Here is a 19,450-nt window from a genome sequence, read left to right as displayed (position 1 = left end):
TGTAACTAAATATAATAATTTTAGTTGAAAATTATTCATCAAAATGATAATATGTTTCATAGAAATTTTTCATATAAAATATACAGAAATGATTATTCATTTTATAGAAAAGGAGCCTTTTATGAAAATTGGTTTTGATAATAATAAGTATTTAGAGATGCAGTCACAGCATATTAAAGAGCGTATCGCAAAATTTGGTGACAAGCTATATTTGGAATTTGGAGGAAAGCTTTTTGATGATTATCATGCATCTAGAGTTCTTCCAGGGTTTAAGCCCGACAGTAAACTAAAAATGCTTCTTAATTTAAAAGATTCAGCAGAAATAGTAATTGCAATAAGCGCAGAAGCAATTGAACAAAATAAGGTAAGAGGGGACCTTGGAATAACATATGATTCAGACGTTCTTCGTCTTATTGATGCTTATGCAAGTGTTGGACTCATGGTTGGAAGTGTAGTTATTACACAATACAGTGGTCAAGTTGCAGCTGATAAATTCAGATCGCGTTTAAAAGAATTAAATGTTAAATCGTACATACTTTACAAAATAGAAGATTATCCATCAAATATAGAGCTTATAGTAAGTGATGAAGGTTATGGAAAAAATGATTATATAGAAACAACTCGTCCATTAGTTGTTGTTACAGCTCCAGGTCCAGGAAGTGGAAAAATGGCAGCATGTCTTTCACAGCTTTATCATGAACATAAAAGGGGAGTAAAGGCTGGATATGCTAAGTTTGAAACATTCCCTGTATGGAATCTTCCACTAAAGCATCCTGTAAATATTGCTTATGAAGCAGCTACTGCAGATTTAAATGATGTTAATATGATTGATCCATTCCATTTAGAAGCATATAATAAAACAACTGTTAACTACAATCGTGACATTGAAGTATTCCCAGTACTTAATGCAATATTTGAACAGATTTTAGGCGAAAGTCCATATAAGTCTCCAACAGATATGGGTGTAAATATGGTAGGAAACTGCATAATTGACAATGAAGTATGTTGTCAAGCCTCAAAACAGGAAATAATAAGAAGATATTACACTGCTCTTTGTGATGTAAAGCGTGGTAAAGATGCAAAAAATGCTGTTTATAAACTTGAATTACTATTAAAGCAGATGGGCATTTCTAAATATGATAGAAAAGTAGTGAATATGGCACTAGAGCGTGAAAAAATTACAAATAATCCAGCCGTTGCAATAGAGCTTGAAGATGGTGAAATAATCACAGGAAAAACAGGCGAACTTTTAGGTGCATCTGCTGCCATGGTTTTAAATGCATTAAAGAAGCTTGCTGGAATAGATCATAGTACAAAAATAATATCACCATCTGCAATTGAACCAATACAGTATTTAAAGACATCTTGCCTTGGCAGTAAAAATCCTAGACTTCATATAGAAGAAGTTTTAATTGCACTTTCAATAAGTGCTGCTACAAGTAGTGATGCAAAGCTTGCTTTAGCTCAGGTTTCTAAATTAAAGAACTGTGATGTACATTCATCAGTAATTCTTTCATCTGTAGATGAGCAGACATTTAAGAGACTTGGTGTTCATTTAACTTGTGAACCTAAGTATGAATCAAATAAAAAGTATCATAAAAACTAAAATGTAGTATATGATAATTATAAATGCATAATTATCTATAAGCCATTCACTATGTGATATAATTTGGTGCAAAATAAGTAAATCACATAAGAATGGCTTATTTATCATCAGTAAATAAAATATTTGACTAGGCAGTATAGAATTTGTATACTAATTTTATTAAATCAATATAATCAGAGAAATTTTATAAGATATATTTAAAGTTCTTATATATAATTATTTTTTGGAGGACTAAAATGGGACGTAGTAAAGAGTTTGATACAGATAAAGCACTAATACAGGCTATGGAATTGTTTTGGAGCAATGGATATGAAAAAACTTCGATTCAGGACCTTTTAGATGTTATGGGGATCCATCGGAAAAGTTTATATGATACTTTTGGTGATAAGCATAAACTGTATATGGAAGCTGTAAAACGCTATCAACAAATTGTTGAGAGAAATATAAAAAAACAATTAATACAAGGATCATCCATAAAAGAAATTATAAAGAATTTATTTTATATGATTATTGATAATGAAAGGTTTCGTAAACATGGATGTCTATTTGTTAATATGGCAGTAGAGCTTTCAGCATGTGATGATGAAGCAAAAACAAGATCTATAGAGCACTATAAGAACATTGAAACTCTTTTTTATGAACTATTATTGCAAGGCCAAGAAACAGGAGAAATAGGAGCGAACAAGGACGCTACAATGTTAGCTCAATATTTTTTGAATTCATGGACAGGAATCAGAGTTTTAGGAAAAACACTTAACGATCGAAAAGTATTTGAAAATATTATAGAAGCAACTTTATCTATATTAGATTAACAACAATTCTAAAATGTGAATTGTTGTTTTTTTAAAAATACTTGACTGGTTGTTCAAGAAAATATATAATAAATTCATAGAGTTAAGGAAGTACAAAAAAGTAAACCTGTTTTGAACACTTATAATATGGCTAGATAGCATGTTTGTTTTATGGAAGCAGAGGAATACCTATACATTTAATTGAATGATCGTTCTAAAAAATAGAGATTGATTGAGAGATGTCAATGAAGGTTATGAAATACTAATAATATGATTGGATAATGCTTTTATAATATGTGCTGAACTAAATTCTATAGGTCATTTATATCTAGTATAAAGACTAGAAAATTAATTATATTTTAGGAGGTTAAAAAATATGAGAGATGTTGTAATAGTAAGTGCAGTAAGAACTGCAATAGGAGCGTATGGAAAAACTTTAAAAGATGTACCTGCAACAGATTTAGGATCTATAGTAATAAAAGAAGCAGTTAGAAGAGCAAATATAAAGCATGAGGAAGTTGATGAGGTTATTTTTGGAAATGTACTTCAAGCAGGATTAGGACAAAACCCAGCAAGACAAGCAGCTGTAAAAGCAGGATTACCTGTAGAAATTCCTGCATTTACAATTAATAAGGTTTGTGGTTCAGGATTAAGATCTGTAAGTTTAGCAGCTCAAATAATAAAAGCTGGATATGCAGACGCTATTGTAGTAGGTGGTATGGAAAACATGTCTAGTGCACCATTTTTATTAAAGAATGCAAGATGGGGACAGAGAATGGGAAATGGAGAACTAGTTGATGAAATGATAAAAGATGGTTTATGGGATGCTTTCAACGAATATCATATGGGAGTAACCGCAGAAAATGTTGCAGAAAAATGGAATATAACAAGAGAAGAGCAGGATGAATTTTCACTTCTATCACAGCAAAAAGCTGAAAAAGCCATTAAAAATGGTGAATTTAAAGATGAAATAGTTCCTGTAGTAATAAATACTAAAAAAGGTGAAATAGTATTTGCACAAGATGAATTTCCTAGGTTTGGTAATACTATTGAAGCTCTAAAAAAACTTAAACCTATTCTTAAAGAAAATGGTACAGTTACAGCAGGAAATGCATCTGGTTTAAATGATGGAGCAGCAGCATTAGTAATAATGAGTGCTGATAAAGCTAAATCTCTAGGAATAAAGCCACTTGCTAAAATTAGTTCTTATGGATCAGCTGGATTAGACCCAGCAATAATGGGATATGGTGCCTTTTATGCAACTAAAGCAGCCTTAGATAAAATTAATTTAAAACCTGAAGATTTAGATTTAATTGAAGCTAATGAGGCATATGCATCTCAAAGCATAGCAGTAACTAGAGATTTAAATTTAGATATGAGTAAAGTTAATGTTAATGGTGGAGCTATAGCACTTGGACATCCTATAGGTGCATCGGGTGCACGTATTTTAGTAACATTACTATACGCTATGGAAAAAAGGAATGCAAAGAAAGGACTTGCGACACTATGCATTGGTGGAGGCCAGGGAACAGCTCTAGTAGTTGAAAGAGAATAGGGAATACTGTAGTGACAATAGATTTATTTAATTAAATTTATCAAAGGAGGTGTTCAATATGGATACCATTGAGCAAATGATTCAAAAAAAGGCTTATGAATTGGGATATGAGAAAGGTGGTATTATTCCAATTGGTTTAATGGATGGATATACAGAAAAATTTAATGAACGTATTGAAAAAATTCCAAAATCAAAGATGTTCTATGAAAATCAGCAGCGTTTGGCTAAATTTAGAGAAATATATCCATGGGCAAAATCTGTGGTGGTGCTTACAGTAGCATATGGAAAATACAAAGTTCCAGAGATGCTAAATGGGCTCATAGCTAAGGCTTATTTATTTGATACACGTGTGGATGAAAATACAAAAGAATATCAGAATAATCGTGCATTGGAAAAATATATGCAGGAACTGGGATTAAAGGTAGAGACAAACCAAAAATTTGGAGTGGTTGGGATGCGATGGGCAGCTTTGCAAGCGGGACTTGGTATTATTCGTAGAAATAACTTTTTATACACAGAGTCTGGTTCGTGGGTTCATCTTGAAGCATGGGTAACTGATAGAGAAATGGAGTTAAAGGAAACAAATAATGTTGTAGAGTGTCCAAAGTCATGTAATCGCTGCATAGCATCGTGTCCTACAAAATCTCTTTCTGATCCATATACTATGTCACCTACAGAATGTATTTCTTTTCTGACAACTTTTGGTGGACGAGATTTACCACATGAGCCGTTAAGCAAAACATTTGGAAATTGCATTTATGGTTGTGATATTTGTCAAGATGCATGCCCTATGAACAAAGGAAAATGGAAGGACGAGGAAGAATTCTCTGGACTTGAGGAATTAGTTCCTTCATTAATCCCAGAGAATATTTTAAATATGGAAGAAGATTTTTATCGTAATAAAGTTCAACCTAAATTTTTCTATTTATCAGCAGATGATCTTTGGAAATGGAAGGTAGATGTATTATGCTATATGCGTAATAACTATAAGGAAAGTTATAAATCACTTATTATAAATGCATGCAATAATGAAAATAATAAAGTACGTGAAATGGCTTGCTCAATTTGTGATGAACTTTCCTTACAATGATTTCCTGATAAGAGGATGAACATTATTAAAGTAATATATTTTAAAAAAATTAATGGTTATGAAAGTGAAATTGATGAATTAAATTTGTTATCGAAAGCTAATGAAAGCATTAGAATATTAATTATCAATAGTATTTAATTAAAAGTGATAATATGTTAAAATTATAAGAAAAAAAGCAGGAGAGTATATGAGTATGGCGACAATTAAAGATGTTGCAAAAGAAGCAGGAGTAGCAGTTGGTACTGTTTCTAAAGTTATAAATAATATAGCTGTTAAACCAGAAACTAAAGTTTTAGTGGAAAATGCTATAAAAAAATTGAAATATGAACCTAATATTTATGCTAGAGGTTTAAAAACTAACAGGACTAATACTATTGCAGTAATTTTGCCAACAATATGGAATCCTTTTTTTAGTGAATTAGCTTATAACATAGAGAAATGCTTAAGAAAAGTAGGAATGAAAATGATTCTTTGTAATTCTGAAAAGAATAAAGAAAGTGAAATTGAGTATATATTAATGGCTAAGCAAAACAAGATGGATGGAATTATTGCAATAACTTATAATAATATAGATGAATATGTTTCTGATAATATTGCATTTGTAAGTATTGATAGGTATTTTTCAAATAACATTACATATATTTCTAGTGATAATTTTAACGGCGGTAAATTAGCAGCTAAAAAATTAATTGAATCTGGATGTAAGAATTTAGCCTATATAGGAAGAGGCTCTAAAATAGATAATGCAACAAGAAAAAGAAAAGAAGGTTTTATAAGATATTGTGAGGCAAAAAATATTTCATATGATACTTGTGAATTATTTGGATCACAAGAAGAATTTGAAATTTTGTTAGATAAATTTATAGAAGAGAATTTTAAAGATAATATAAAAATTGACGGGATTTTTGCTGTAACAGATAATTATGCTTTAGATTTTATTAAAAGACTAGAAAAGTTAAATATAAATATCCCAAAAGATGTTCAGGTTATTGGCTATGATGGAATGAGATCATGTGCTAAAGATGAATTTAAAATTTCAACAATAAGACAGCCTATTGAACTTATAGCACAGGAATCTGTCAATGCCCTTATAGATATTATTGAAAAGAAAAGTGTTAAAAAGGAAATAATTCTTCCTATAGATTTTATAAAGGGCTATACAACTAAATAATAATTATATGTTTTAATAGATTTCACTTAAATATATTTATTTAGTGAAATCTAATTAATTTTCAAAAAAATACTTGACTATAATCTGAAAACGTATTAATATTTAAACGAGGAAAAATGAAACGTTTCACGAAAGAAAAATTCATATTCATACAGAATACATTTTTGTATGGGAGGGAGAGTAACATGAGTAAAAATTATAAGCAAATTAGTGAAGAAATTTTAGAGCATATTGGGGGAAAAGATAATGTAGTTAGCGCAGCCCATTGTGCTACAAGATTAAGATTAGTTCTTAAAGATGATAGCACGATTAATATTAGTGCAATTGAAGCAATGCCAATAGTAAAAGGTAATTTTAATAATTCTGGGCAGTTTCAAATAATTTTAGGTTCTGGTACTGTTAATGAAGTTTATAAGGAATTTATAAAGCTAGCAGATATAAGTGAAGGTAGTAAAGAAGAATTAAAAAAGGAAGCAGATAAGAAATTAAATCCATTGCAAAAATTAATAAAATCTTTAGCAGATGTATTTGTACCTGTATTACCAATACTTGTTGCAGCAGGATTATTAATGGGTATAAATAATATATTAACTTCACAAGGATTATTTATAGAAGGAAAATCTTTAATTGAAGCTTATCCACAGTTTAAAGATTTAGCAGAAATGATTAATACATTTGCTAATACTGGATTTGCATTTTTACCAATATTCTTAGGATTTTCAGCTACAAAAGCTTTTGGTGGTAATCCATACTTAGGTGCTTGTATAGGAGCGCTTATGATTCATGGTGATTTATTAAATGGTTACAGTTATCCAGCAGCTGTTCTTGAAGGAACTGTACCATCTTGGAATATATTAGGTTTTTCTATCCTTAAGGTTGGTTATCAAGGAACAGTGCTTCCAGTTTTAGCATCATCTTTTGTGTTAGCAAAAACAGAAAAAACATTACATAAAATTATACCTTCAGTTTTAGATAACTTATTAACCCCATTATTTACTGTATTTATTACTGGATTATTAACATTTGTAGCTATAGGACCTGTTATGAGAATAGTAGGTAATGGAATAACAGCAGGGTTAATAGGATTAATTGATACATTAGGGCCAATAGGTGGAGCTATATTTGGTTTCTTCTATGCACCAATAGTTATAACAGGTATGCATCATAGTTTTACAGCAGTTGAAACTCAATTACTTGCAGATATAGCAACAACAGGCGGATCATTTATTTTCCCAGTTGCAGCAATGTCAAATGTTGCTCAGGGAGCAGCTGCTTTAGCAGTAATACTTACTCTTAAAAATGATAATAAAATGAAGGGAATAGCATCAGCTTCTGGTATTTCAGCTTTACTTGGAATCACTGAACCGGCTATATTTGGTGTAAATCTAAAGTTACGTTATCCATTCTTTGGTGCAATGATAGGATCGGCAGTTTCATCAGCGTATATAATGTTAACAAAGGTACTTGCATTAGCTCCAGGAGCGGCAGGACTGCCTGGTATTATTTCAATAAGACCAGATTCAATGGTTAACTATATAATAGGAATGGTAATATCAATGGCTGTTGCAGTTATTTCTACTATTATGCTAGCTAAGTTTATGAATGAAAAGAAGCAAGCATAAGATAATAAATAAAAAAGTAGAAGGATTAGATTATTCTAATACCTTCTATTTTACGCTATTAATATATAAATATTTTTTAGTTTATAAGTGATTATTTTAATATAAGGAGATAGATTTGAATGAAAGAATGGTCAAGAAAAGAAAGATATAGAACAATATTAGAAGCTACAGATGAAGAAATGAAAGAGTTAAAAAATAAGGTTGACAATTGTCCATATAGACAGGAGTTCCATATTCAGCCTGTAACAGGGTTATTAAATGATCCAAATGGATTCTCTTATTATAATGGAGAATATCATTTGTTTTATCAATGGTTTCCACTAGGCCCTGTTCATGGAATTAAGCATTGGTATCATGTATCATCAAAGGATTTAGTTCATTGGAATGATTGTGGTGTAGGAATAATTCCTACAGAATATTTTGAAAGTCATGGTGCTTTTTCTGGAAGTGGAATAGTTAAAGATGATAAGTTACACTTATTTTATACAGGAAATACAAGAAATGATGAATGGGTTAGACACCCTTACCAATGCTTGGCTGTTATGGATAGTGATAATAAAATAATAAAAAATGAGAAACCTTTTATAGAAGAACTTCCAGAGTCATATACTGACAATTTCAGAGACCCTAAAGTATTTAAGGAAAATGATAAATATTACTGTTTAATAGGTGCTGAAAGAAAAGAAAATAATCTTGGTACTGTTGTAGTATATGAATCAGATGATTTATTAAATTGGAACTTTAAAAGTGAGATAAAAAGCAGCTTTTTTGGTAATGGATTCATGTGGGAATGTCCAGATTATATAAAATTTGGTGATAAAGGTGTTCTTATATTCTGTCCTCAAGGATTAGAGCCAGAAGGGGATAAGTATAAAAATATATTCCAATCGGGATATCTAGTAGGAGATAAAATTAATTTTGATAACTGTGAATTTAAGCATGGAGAGTTTTTAGAACTTGATAGAGGATTTGACTTTTATGCGCCGCAAACTACAAAAAGTGATGATGGAAGAAATATATTAATTGGATGGATGGGATTACCTGAAATAGAGTATCCTACCGATGAAAATGGATGGGCTCATTGCTTGACTATACCAAGGGAGTTAACGTTACATGGTGATAAGTTAATTCAAAACCCAATAAGAGAGCTTGAAAGATTAAGGAAAAATAAAAGAAGTGAATCATATGCTTTAGATAATGAAGAAGTAGGCATTGAAGGATTCAATGGAAAAGTGTATGAAGTAGAATGCGATTTTAGAAATATTAGTGGTACAAGTGTAGGAATAAAATTAAGAAAAGGAAAAGATGAAGAAACAGTATTTTATTATGATATAAAAGATAATAAATTAGTTTTAGATAGAAGTAAATCAGGAAAAGATTTTGCAGTAGAATATGGTAGAGAAAGAAAGTGCGACTATAAAAATGAAAGCTTAAAGCTACGAATTTTTGTAGATATATCATCTGTTGAAATTTTTGTAAATGATGGAGAAGAAGTATTTACATCAAGAATATTTACTGATGAAAAAAGTAATGGAATCAGTCTTTTTGCTGAAGGAAAAACTGATATTGATATTAATATATGGAAACTAGATATTAAATCTTAAAATGATTACATATTTCGCCTAGAAATAATTAAGATTTCATCCAAGCATACCATATTAACTTAGAATATATAGTATAGAATACTCTTGCTTATAATAAAATGTAGGCAAGAGTATTTTGTTTAGATAAATAATATAAAGACCTAATTTGAATCTTTTCCATAAATTGTGTTTCTTCATAAAATATTCATATGAAGTTTGTACAATGAACTAGTAATATTTTAAGGAGATGTGATAGATATGAACATGACCCATTATATGTCTTTACTAGCAGATAATCAGCCTTGGAATCTACTTATTTTTATGGCGATACCTGTAATTTGCGCAGAAGCTCTTACAATATCAGAGTTTTTCATAATCTTTGATAGAAAGAAAAGTGGAACATTAAGAACTTTCAATAAGATTGTAGGAATATTTGATGGAGTATATTTCAGTGGTATTTTTATTTATTTATTAGTAACAGTTGTGATACCCTTAACTAAATTTGGAGGATGGCATGGAGCTATAGACGTGGTAGCTGTGGCATTTTATTTAGCAGGAGTTATATTTCTTCTGCCAATTACATTAATGGAATTAGGATTAATATTTAGAAATAAGACTATTGATGAAAAGATGAAGATTCACTTTATTCTTATTGGCGGATTTCTAGTTGTTTCACATATTGCAATGATATTTGGTATGATAAATCCTGAACTTATTAGTAGTATGCCAAACATGCATTAACTTATTTAAGATTGTTTGTATATAGGCTATAATATAAATAATTAAAATACGTGAGGTAAAATTTTATGAGAGGCTTGCTAGACACAAAAGTTGATTTTGTGTTAAAAAATATATTTGGATTTCTAAAGTATCCAAAAGTTTTAATATCCCATTTACATGCTGATTTAAAGCAAGTTAACAAAATCAAAAGTGTTGAAATAAAAGTTTGGCATTAGATATGACTATTATCTAGTGCCTTTATCTATAATGTAAGTTTATAGAAGAAATTTTCGTTGAGTGGAGGAAAATATGTATTTAGTATCTCTATATTTTGATGATAAAGCATCAAGAAAAATACAAGGATTTATAAATAAAGTAGCAATTAAAAGTGGTAATAATTTTATGATTGACAGAAAGGTTCCACCACATATAACTATTGCATCATTTCAAGCTGCTGAAGAAAACAAAATCATAGAAATATTAGATAAAAGGATTAAAGATATTGAAATAGGAATAATAAACTGGGGATCAATAGGACTATTTAAGTCATCTGTTATATTTTTAGCACCAATTTTAAATGAATATCTGCATAATTTATCAGTTAGTATATATGAAAGTATATCTTTAGTAGAAAATATATGTATTAGTAAATATTATATGCCATTTCAGTGGATGCCCCATACAACTATTGCAAAAAAGCTGACTAGGGAAGAACTGATGGCAGCATTCCAAGAGTTAGAAAAGAACTTTACTATTTTTAGCGGCATGGTAACAAGAATTGCTTTATCTAAGACTAATCCTTATGAAGATATTACTGTATGGGAGTTAGATAATAAAAAAATATTTAGTTCATGAAATAAAAGCTATATATGATTTAATTAATTTTTTATTTCAGTAATAAAAAAGAAAAGTATAAATAATATTAAAGAGATTTTTTAGCAGATGTAGATCAAAATAATTCAAACAAATGAAAGAAAATATATGTACGAATCATTTAATAAATTTTTAAAAGTATGTTATAATAATTAATAATAATGATTATTAATTAATAAAGGAGAAACATAAGATGATAGAAGTAAAAGATTTAAATGTTGATAGTTTACAATGTACTATTACTTTTGTATATGAAGATCAACAAACAGATAGTAAGATTTTAGAAAGATTGAAGTCAAAAAAAGTATTTGAAGGAAAAAGTGAACAAATATTTTATAGAACGACTAATGATTTAAATTATGAGATTTTTGTGGGATTAGGCAAATATGAAGAGCTAGAAAGAAATGACTTTGTAAATGCAATTGCTAAAGCTATGAAACAAGCTGAAAAGTTAAATGTAGATAACCTTGGTATTTACTTTATAAAAGTTAAAGAGTTATGTACAGGTGCTACTACAAAAGCTATAGTTGAAGGTGTGAAATTATCAGGCTACAAGTTTAGCAAGTATAATAAAGGGAAAGAAAGCTATAATCCATATGTAACTATATTAGGTGCACCAAAGGAAAAGGCAGGAAAGATGGTAGAAAAAATAGCAGAAGCTAGCAATGTTATTGATGGTGTAATTTTAGCTCGTGATCTTGTAAATGAACCTGCCAACATATTATATCCAGAAACTTTAGCAGAACGTGCAGCCTTAGTTGGAAAAGAAAGTGGATTTGAAGTAGAAATATTAGATAAAAATGAAATAGAAAAATTAGGAATGAAGGCATTTTTAGAGGTTGCAAAAGGATCTATTCATGAACCAAAATTAATAGTTATGAGATATATGGGTAATCCTAAGAATAATGAAAAAATTGGGCTTGTAGGTAAGGGTCTTACTTTTGATACAGGTGGATATTCTCTTAAACCATCAACATCTATGGACACTATGAAAAGTGACATGGGTGGAGCAGCAGCTGTTATTGGCACAATGCAAGCATTAGCAAAGAATAAAGTACAAAAGAATGTAATAGCGGTAGTAGCAGCTTGTGAAAATGCTATTTCAGGTGGAAGCTATAAACCAGGAGATATTATTGGGTCTATGGCAGGTAAGAATATAGAAGTACTAAATACAGATGCAGAGGGTAGATTAACATTAGTTGATGCTATTACTTATATTATTGAAAAAGAAAATGTAGAAAAAATAGTAGATGTAGCAACACTTACAGGAGCAGTATTAGTAGCCCTTGGTACTGAAATAACAGGTGTAATAAGTAATAATGATGATTTTTATGATGAATTATTAGTAGCAGGAAAGAGAAGCGGAGAAAAATTCTGGAGACTTCCAAATGATAAGTGCTTTAAAAAATTATATAAGGGTGACTTTGCAGAACTAAAAAATACTGGTGGACGTAATGCTGGAACAATTACAGCTGGTATGTTTATAGAAGAGTTTGTACAAGATAAGCCATGGTTACATCTAGATATTGCTGGAACTTCTTGGACAGATAATGGAAATGATTGTACACCTAAGGGAGGAACAGGAGCACCTGTTAAAACATTATATGAACTTGTTGTAAAACATGTATGCAAACATTCTAAATAATTAAATTTCCATTAACTATTATAATGAATGGAAATCTAACTAAAGCTGATAAAATAATAAAATTAATAAGAATTGTATCATAAGTAAATTATAAATTTATTGAAATTGGATATGAGAATAGAAAGTGATTATACTAATATTTAATTGAAGATAAATACTAAGAATAGAATTTTTAGGTATTATATTTACAAAAACAAACTTATATTATAAAATATATTAAAAGCAATGAAAAGAAGAGTAGGTAAAATAGTTCATTTTCAGAGAGCTCTGCATGGTGAAATGGAGCAATGGATTTTTATTGAAGAAGGTCTTGGAGCTGCACACTGAGTCTACTTTGTAGAGGTAGGATGTGACGGAATACCCCGTTATAGGTATAGAGTATCTCGTTTTTTGATGTACTTGAAGAGGTGTATACGGCAACGCATGCATAAACTGAGGTGGTACCACGAATTTATAACTTTCGTCCTCAAGATTAGAAATCTTGGAGGTGAAAGTTTTTTTATTTGAATCAAATTAATCAATAAAATAAGTAAAGGTGGTAACAAAAATGTATGAGCAATATGAAAATTTAGATGAATTAGAAAATATAATGACAGATGCAAATGAATTTATAACAGAAAGAATAAAAAAGCTAAATAAGCTTAATGAATTAGGAATAAATCCATATCCTTATAATTACGATTATAGCAAAAAAACTTATACAAAAGACATATGTGATAATTTTGATACTATTGATGAGGGTGAGATATTTTCTTTAGCAGGAAGAATAATGTTTCTTAGAAGAATGGGAAATGCAACTTTTGCTAATATAGTAGATGAAAGAGGAAATATACAAATATTTTTTAGTAAAAAATTAATTGGAAATGAAAATTATAATATTTTAAAATTAATTGATGTTGGGGATATTGTTGGGATAGAAGGAAATGTATTTAAGACTAAGACTGGAGAAATAACTATTAGAGCAAACAAATTTGAATTGTTATCTAAATCAATAAGAACCCTTCCCGAAAAATATCATGGAATTCAGGATTCAGATTTAAAACAAAGACATAGATCTTTAGATATGATAATGAATTCAGAAGTTAAGGAAAGATTTATAAAACGTTCTAAAGCAGTTACTGCAATTAGAGAATATTTAAATAATATGAATTTTATTGAATGTGATACTCCTGTACTTGATACTAAATATGGTGGAGGAGAAGCAAAACCATTTAAAACTTTTGTTAATGATTTAGACTGTGAAGTATATATGAATGTTTCTCCAGAATTATATTTAAAAAGACTTATTGTTGGAGGAATAGAAAGAGTTTATACATTTGCAAGATCTTTTAGAAATGAAGGAATTGATAGAACACATTATCCAGAATTTACTCTAATGGAATGTTATATGTCTTATGCGGATTATGAGGATATGATGAGAATTATGGAAGGAATATATGAATATGTATTTATGTCCATTAACGGCTCTACCAAAATAAAATATGGTGAAGAAGAAATTGATTTTAAAGCCCCATGGAAAAGAGAAACTATGTGTAATCTTGTAAAACAAGATACAGGTATTGATGTAGAGAATTTAACTAAAGAAGAAATTATCAATAAAATTAAAGAGAATTCTCTTTTGATTGAGGAACAAAATGAAGGTTTAAATATAAATGAAGTTTCTAAAGGAGAATTAATAGTAAATCTTTTTGAAGCATATAGCGAGAAGAAATTAATACAACCTACTTTTGTTATAGACTTTCCAAAAGAATCATCACCACTTTGTAAAGTTCATAGGGAAAATCCAGATTTAATTGAAAGATTTGAGCCATATGCTTATGGGGTAGAGCTTGGAAATGCTTATTCAGAATTAAATGATCCATTAAGACAACGTATATTATTACATGACCAAGCTGAAAAACTAAGAGGAGGCCTAGAAACAGCAAGTCCAATGGATGAAGAGTTTGCTATAGCTATTGATACAGCAATGCCACCAACTGGAGGCTTAGGTATTGGTATCGATAGAATGATAATGTTTCTGACTGGATCAAATACAATAAAGGATGTTATTGCATTTCCTTTAGTTAAAAGATAAAAACAAAAAATAGAAATACTAGATAAATAAAAAGATAACATCACTTGCAGTCAAACGATTTTTAGATTATATTAGAAAAATTTTTTTGTATTAGAAAATACAACTATGAAAGAACAGGTGTCCACATTTTATGTATATCTCTAAGAAAGAAAACTAATAAATCCATAGATAATTCCAATGTTTATAAAGTCTATAAATAATGATCCTACTATTGGTACAATGAAGAATGCAGTCCTTGAATATACATATTTTTCAGTAACTGAATTCATATTGGCCATTGCATTTGATGTAGAACCCATTGCAAACCCAGTTAAACCTGCTACCATTACGGCTGAATCATAATTCTTACCCATTAATCGATATGATACAAAGATACCATAAATGTACATCATTATACATTGTGATAAAAGTAAGAGTAACATTGGAAGTGCTAAGTTTATTAAATGCCAAAGCTTTATAGAACAATTGAAAATGGAAAAAGAATATATAAATATATAATAATTTAAAAAAATAACAAAAATATGATAGAATAAGTAAAAGGGAATTAATGCCGTAGTAATTGTCATAGTAGCTTTATAAGAAATGAAAGATCACATAAAGTTTAGAGTGATGAAATAATTTAATATTATGATAGAGATTAAGATGAATAAGGTGTGGGGGAAAATGTATTGGAAATACAGAAATTATTAAAAACAGATGCAGCAAAAAAGATATTTGCAGTGGCTATATTAATAGCAGGGGCGTTATGCTTAATGCCATTTAGAGAGTTGTTGTTATTAACATTTATCATTTCATATATTTTGTGTCAGATAGAAAAAATTATAGATTATTTTGTTAATAAAATAATAATGCTTAATATAAGTAAAAAAATAATAACATATATTGTACTTGCAGGTATACTTGTGTTATTTATTGCTGCAGGATCTATATATATTCCCAAATTAATTGAAGAATTGCTTGGATTAAATGGTGAATTATTTAAACTGCTTGACAATATGAAGATTAATAATGATTTTATGAACAATTATATTTTAAAGATGTCAAATACAGAATATTTTATTAACTATTTTAAAGATAATACAGATAACATATTAAAAACTATATTAACATTTAAAGATGAAACAATAACAGTATTTTCTTCTTTAATTTTAAGCTTATTGTTTTTATTAAGTAAGGACGCTATGGTAAAGTATTGTAGAAAGTTCAATAGCAGCAAGGTATCCTTTTTATACACAATATATAAAAACTTATTTAAAAAATTTATGAATTCTTTTGGGAAAGTCATGCAGGTACAGATAACTGTTGCTTTGATAAATTCAATTATATCAATGATAGGTTTATATTTTTTAGGTTTTCCTGAAATTATGTCTCTTGGTATTATGATATTATTTTTATCTTTAATACCTGTCTTTGGAACAATAATATCATTGTTTCCATTATGCCTTATAGCATTGCAGATTGGTGGAATTAAAAAGATTATTGAAGTGATAATTCTTATTATTATCATACATGCATGTGAAAGCTATGTTATAAGTCCAAAATTAATGTCTGACAAATCTCATTTACCAATATTTATGACATTTTTTTTGCTATTGATGGGAGAAAAACTTATGGGAGTATGGGGACTGATACTGGCTATTCCCTTATATATGTTTTTTATGGATTTGCTTGATGTGAAGTAGAGCCATAAAAATATTATAACTTGATTATAGTATGGAGAACCGTATCATAAATTTTATAATGGAAATAATAACATTGAATGCAGATAGAAAGCGATTTAAGTGTAGTAATTAAATATTTTAAAAATATATATGTTCTAAAAAAATATATATGTTCTAATTAAGAATATTCATTAAAATCTGCCCTAAGCCCAAAAAGGATATATGGCTCATATGAAGTAACTTTATTGAAACTTATATATTATAATAATGTAAAAATAGTGAGGAATGCTTAGAGTAATAATAACTTTGGGCATTCCTTTTTGGAATACAGACAAATAAATCTTATAAATAAGATTACAGGAAATTAACAATATGTTAGCTATACATTGGGATAGAGGAGTACATATAAGGTATAATAAATTTTATCACACATAAAGAAATAATAAATTATATGTGACAATGTCACTGATAACTTTCAAATCCCAGATTATAATTAGGACATGAAATTAGAAAAATTTTACTTTAAAATAATAAGCGAGAGTTTAAGGAGTTGATAGCATGTCTAAGAAAATTATAATTGTAGGTGGAGTTGCAGGAGGAGCGTCAACAGCAGCAAGACTTAGAAGATTAGATGAAAATGCAGAAATAATAATGTTTGAAAAAGGTGAATATATATCATTTGCAAACTGTGGACTTCCATATTACATTGGAGAAGTTATTAATGAAAGAGAAAAGTTAATTGTTCAGACTGTTGATGAAATGAGCAGTAAATTTAAAATAGATATTAGAAATTTAAGTGAAGTAATAAAAATAGATAAGGAAAATAACAAGGTAACTGTAAAAAATCTTAAAAACAATGAAGTCTATGAAGAAAATTATGATGTATTGGTTTTATCATTAGGTGCAAGTCCTATAAAACCTCCTATACCTGGAATACAGGAATGTAAAAACTTGTTTACATTAAGAAACATTCCAGATACAGATAAAATCAAGGCCTATGTTGATAATGAAAGACCGAAGAAAGCTGTAGTAATCGGAGGAGGATTTATTGGCCTTGAAATGGCTGAAAATCTTCATGAAAGAGGAATTGAAATTACACTTGTGGAAGCAGGAAAACAGGTTATGGCACCTCTTGATATAGAAATGGCACATATTATTCATGATGTATTAATAGATAATGGTGTTAATCTGATTTTAAATGATGGAGTTAAAGAATTTAAAAACAATGGTAAAAAAGTCGTACTATCAAGTGGTATGGAAATAGATACAGACCTAATAATACTATCTATTGGTGTAAAACCAGAAACTTCAATAGCTAAAGAAGCAGGAATCAAGGTTAATGAACGTGGTGGAATCATAGTAGATGATCATATGAAAACTTCAAAAGATAATATATATGCATTAGGAGATGCTATTCAGGTTACAGACTTTGTAAATAAAGAGCCAGCAATGATACCACTTGCATGGCCAGCAAATCGTCAGGGAAGAATAGTTGCAGATAATATATGCAAACGAGAATCTTCATATAAAGGAAGCCTTGGATCATCTGTAGCCAAAGTATTTGATTATACAGTGGCAGTTACTGGAAACAATGAAAAAACATTAAATAAATTAGGAATCAATTATAAAGCGATTCATATTCATCCAAGCTCTCATGCTGGATATTATCCAGGATCTTTTCCAATAGCATTTAAGATGCTGTTTGATCCTAAATCCGGAAAAATCTTAGGTGCACAAGGTGTAGGCATGGATAAAGTTGAAAAGCGTATTGATGTAATTGCAGCAGCAATTAAAGGAAATCTTAATGTATTTGATTTGCAGGATTTTGAACCTTGTTATGCGCCACCATATAATTCAGCAAAAGATCCAGTAAATATGCTAGGATTTTATGCAGCTAATATAATTGATGGCTTAGTAGAAGTAATAGAATGGGATAAGATAGATGAACTCCATAAAGATAAATCAATCATAGTAGATGTAAGAGAAGAATTTGAACTTGTTACTGGAACATTAGAGAATTCAATAAATATTCCTTTAGGAGAGCTCAGGGATAGAATAGATGAAATACCAAAAGATAAGGATGTCTATGTAACATGCCAGGTTGGTCAGAGAGGATATGTGGCAAGCAGAATTCTAAAATCCTATGGTATTAATGCAGTAAACATCGATGGAGGAATGAAAACTTATCTTTATGTAAAGAGAGCTGAGGAAAGTATAAAAAATCAATTTAACAATAAAAGAGAAGAAGAAATAAAAGAAGAGGTAGCTGTAATGAATCTTAACGATTTAGATGTAAGTGAAATTAATGCAAATGTAACATTAAATGCATGCGGACTTCAATGCCCTGGACCTATAAGAAGAGTATTTGAAGAAATTAATAAAATGAATGAAGGAGAAGTACTTGAAGTAAAAGCAAGTGATCCTGGCTTCACTAAAGATATAAAATCATGGTGTGAAAAGACAGGTAATACTCTTTTAAAATCAGAATTTGATAAAAAGAATAAGAATTTCGTTGCTATAGTTCAAAAAGGTACAAAGAATAAAGAAACTGCTCAGGTTCAGACTAAAGATAAAAATGGAGCTACACTTGTAGTATTCAGTGGTGATTTTGATAAAGCAATTGCTTCATTTATAATAGCTACAGGAGCAGCATCAATGGGTAAAGAGGTTACAATGTTCTTTACATTCTGGGGATTAAATATATTGAAGAAGAAGGAAAAAGCAAAAGTAAAGAAGGATGCAATGGAAAAGATGTTCGATATAATGCTTCCAAGTAATGCAGAAAAATTACCATTATCAAAAATGAATATGATGGGTATGGGACCTGCAATGATAAAACAGATTATGAAAAAACATAATGTTGATGATTTAGAAACATTAATAACCAATGCAATAAATATGGGCGTAAGAATAGTTGCCTGTGCAATGAGCATGGAGCTTATGGGAATAAAGAAGGAAGAATTTATTGATGGTGTAGAAATAGGAGGCGTTGCATCTTATTTAGGTGCTGCTGATGATTCAGGAATAAATTTATTTGTATAGTTTGTAAAATTATCTTA

General features: G+C 29.4%; 15 protein-coding genes and 1 other annotated feature. Of the genes, 14 read left to right on the top strand and 1 reads right to left on the bottom strand.

The window, feature by feature from the left end:
- Positions 1 to 121: 121 nt before the first annotated feature.
- The 12 genes from CNEONATNEC86_RS12385 (at position 122) to lysS (ending at position 14,730) form a co-directional block, all read left to right on the top strand.
- Positions 122 to 1,606, top strand: coding sequence for a DUF1846 domain-containing protein (locus CNEONATNEC86_RS12385; RefSeq protein WP_058295500.1), 1,485 nt, complete (start codon positions 122 to 124; stop codon positions 1,604 to 1,606).
- A 236-nt stretch (positions 1,607 to 1,842) separates the two neighbouring features.
- Positions 1,843 to 2,418: a TetR/AcrR family transcriptional regulator gene (locus tag CNEONATNEC86_RS12380; RefSeq protein ID WP_058295499.1), complete on the top strand. Its 576-nt coding sequence runs from the start codon at positions 1,843 to 1,845 to the stop codon at positions 2,416 to 2,418.
- 355 nt (positions 2,419 to 2,773) lie between these two features.
- Positions 2,774 to 3,952 carry an acetyl-CoA C-acetyltransferase gene (locus tag CNEONATNEC86_RS12375; protein ID WP_058295498.1) on the top strand — a complete coding sequence of 393 codons (1,179 nt, stop codon included), beginning with the start codon at positions 2,774 to 2,776 and terminating at the stop codon, positions 3,950 to 3,952.
- Between the two features lie 58 nt (positions 3,953 to 4,010).
- Positions 4,011 to 5,042 carry an epoxyqueuosine reductase gene (locus tag CNEONATNEC86_RS12370; protein ID WP_058295497.1) on the top strand — a complete coding sequence of 344 codons (1,032 nt, stop codon included), beginning with the start codon at positions 4,011 to 4,013 and terminating at the stop codon, positions 5,040 to 5,042.
- 193 nt (positions 5,043 to 5,235) lie between these two features.
- On the top strand, positions 5,236 to 6,213 hold the full coding sequence (locus CNEONATNEC86_RS12365; protein WP_083498791.1) for a LacI family DNA-binding transcriptional regulator: 978 nt from the start codon (positions 5,236 to 5,238) through the stop codon (positions 6,211 to 6,213).
- 185 nt (positions 6,214 to 6,398) lie between these two features.
- The gene (locus CNEONATNEC86_RS12360) at positions 6,399 to 7,835 is read left to right on the top strand and encodes a sucrose-specific PTS transporter subunit IIBC (RefSeq protein ID WP_058295495.1); all 1,437 of its coding nucleotides are present in this window, start codon (positions 6,399 to 6,401) and stop codon (positions 7,833 to 7,835) included.
- A 119-nt stretch (positions 7,836 to 7,954) separates the two neighbouring features.
- Positions 7,955 to 9,439, top strand: coding sequence for a glycoside hydrolase family 32 protein (locus tag CNEONATNEC86_RS12355; protein WP_058295494.1), 1,485 nt, complete (start codon positions 7,955 to 7,957; stop codon positions 9,437 to 9,439).
- 237 nt (positions 9,440 to 9,676) lie between these two features.
- Positions 9,677 to 10,159: a DUF6803 family protein gene (locus tag CNEONATNEC86_RS12350; protein WP_058295493.1), complete on the top strand. Its 483-nt coding sequence runs from the start codon at positions 9,677 to 9,679 to the stop codon at positions 10,157 to 10,159.
- A gap of 65 nt (positions 10,160 to 10,224) precedes the next feature.
- The gene (locus CNEONATNEC86_RS12345; protein ID WP_157065780.1) at positions 10,225 to 10,374 is read left to right on the top strand and encodes a hypothetical protein; all 150 of its coding nucleotides are present in this window, start codon (positions 10,225 to 10,227) and stop codon (positions 10,372 to 10,374) included.
- Between the two features lie 73 nt (positions 10,375 to 10,447).
- Positions 10,448 to 10,993 (top strand): 2'-5' RNA ligase family protein, encoded by a 546-nt coding sequence (locus CNEONATNEC86_RS12340; RefSeq protein ID WP_058295492.1) that lies wholly within the window; start codon positions 10,448 to 10,450, stop codon positions 10,991 to 10,993.
- Positions 10,994 to 11,204: 211 nt separating this feature from the next.
- Positions 11,205 to 12,656: a leucyl aminopeptidase gene (locus CNEONATNEC86_RS12335; RefSeq protein ID WP_058295491.1), complete on the top strand. Its 1,452-nt coding sequence runs from the start codon at positions 11,205 to 11,207 to the stop codon at positions 12,654 to 12,656.
- 216 nt (positions 12,657 to 12,872) lie between these two features.
- Positions 12,873 to 13,127, top strand: a binding site (T-box leader).
- 76 nt (positions 13,128 to 13,203) lie between these two features.
- Positions 13,204 to 14,730, top strand: a complete 1,527-nt coding sequence (lysS, locus tag CNEONATNEC86_RS12330; protein ID WP_058295490.1) for a lysine--tRNA ligase — start codon at positions 13,204 to 13,206, stop codon at positions 14,728 to 14,730.
- Between the two features lie 140 nt (positions 14,731 to 14,870).
- Here the strand turns inward: lysS and CNEONATNEC86_RS12325 are convergent, their stop codons facing one another.
- Complete coding sequence (locus CNEONATNEC86_RS12325) at positions 14,871 to 15,296, bottom strand: sodium/glutamate symporter (RefSeq protein WP_268259196.1); 426 nt, start codon at positions 15,294 to 15,296, stop codon at positions 14,871 to 14,873.
- Between the two features lie 102 nt (positions 15,297 to 15,398).
- Here CNEONATNEC86_RS12325 and CNEONATNEC86_RS12320 point away from each other — a divergent pair, with 102 nt between their 5' ends.
- On the top strand, positions 15,399 to 16,412 hold the full coding sequence (locus CNEONATNEC86_RS12320) for an AI-2E family transporter (RefSeq protein WP_058295488.1): 1,014 nt from the start codon (positions 15,399 to 15,401) through the stop codon (positions 16,410 to 16,412).
- Positions 16,413 to 16,949: 537 nt separating this feature from the next.
- Positions 16,950 to 19,433, top strand: coding sequence for a CoA-disulfide reductase (locus tag CNEONATNEC86_RS12315; RefSeq protein ID WP_159136124.1), 2,484 nt, complete (start codon positions 16,950 to 16,952; stop codon positions 19,431 to 19,433).
- The last annotated feature ends 17 nt before the right edge of the window (positions 19,434 to 19,450 follow it).

It is taken from the genome of Clostridium neonatale (assembly GCF_900465025.1).
Classification (GTDB): Bacteria; Bacillota; Clostridia; order Clostridiales; family Clostridiaceae; genus Clostridium; species Clostridium neonatale.
Note: the sequence above shows the minus strand (reverse complement) of the source record. Positions and strands in the feature narration are given on the sequence as shown.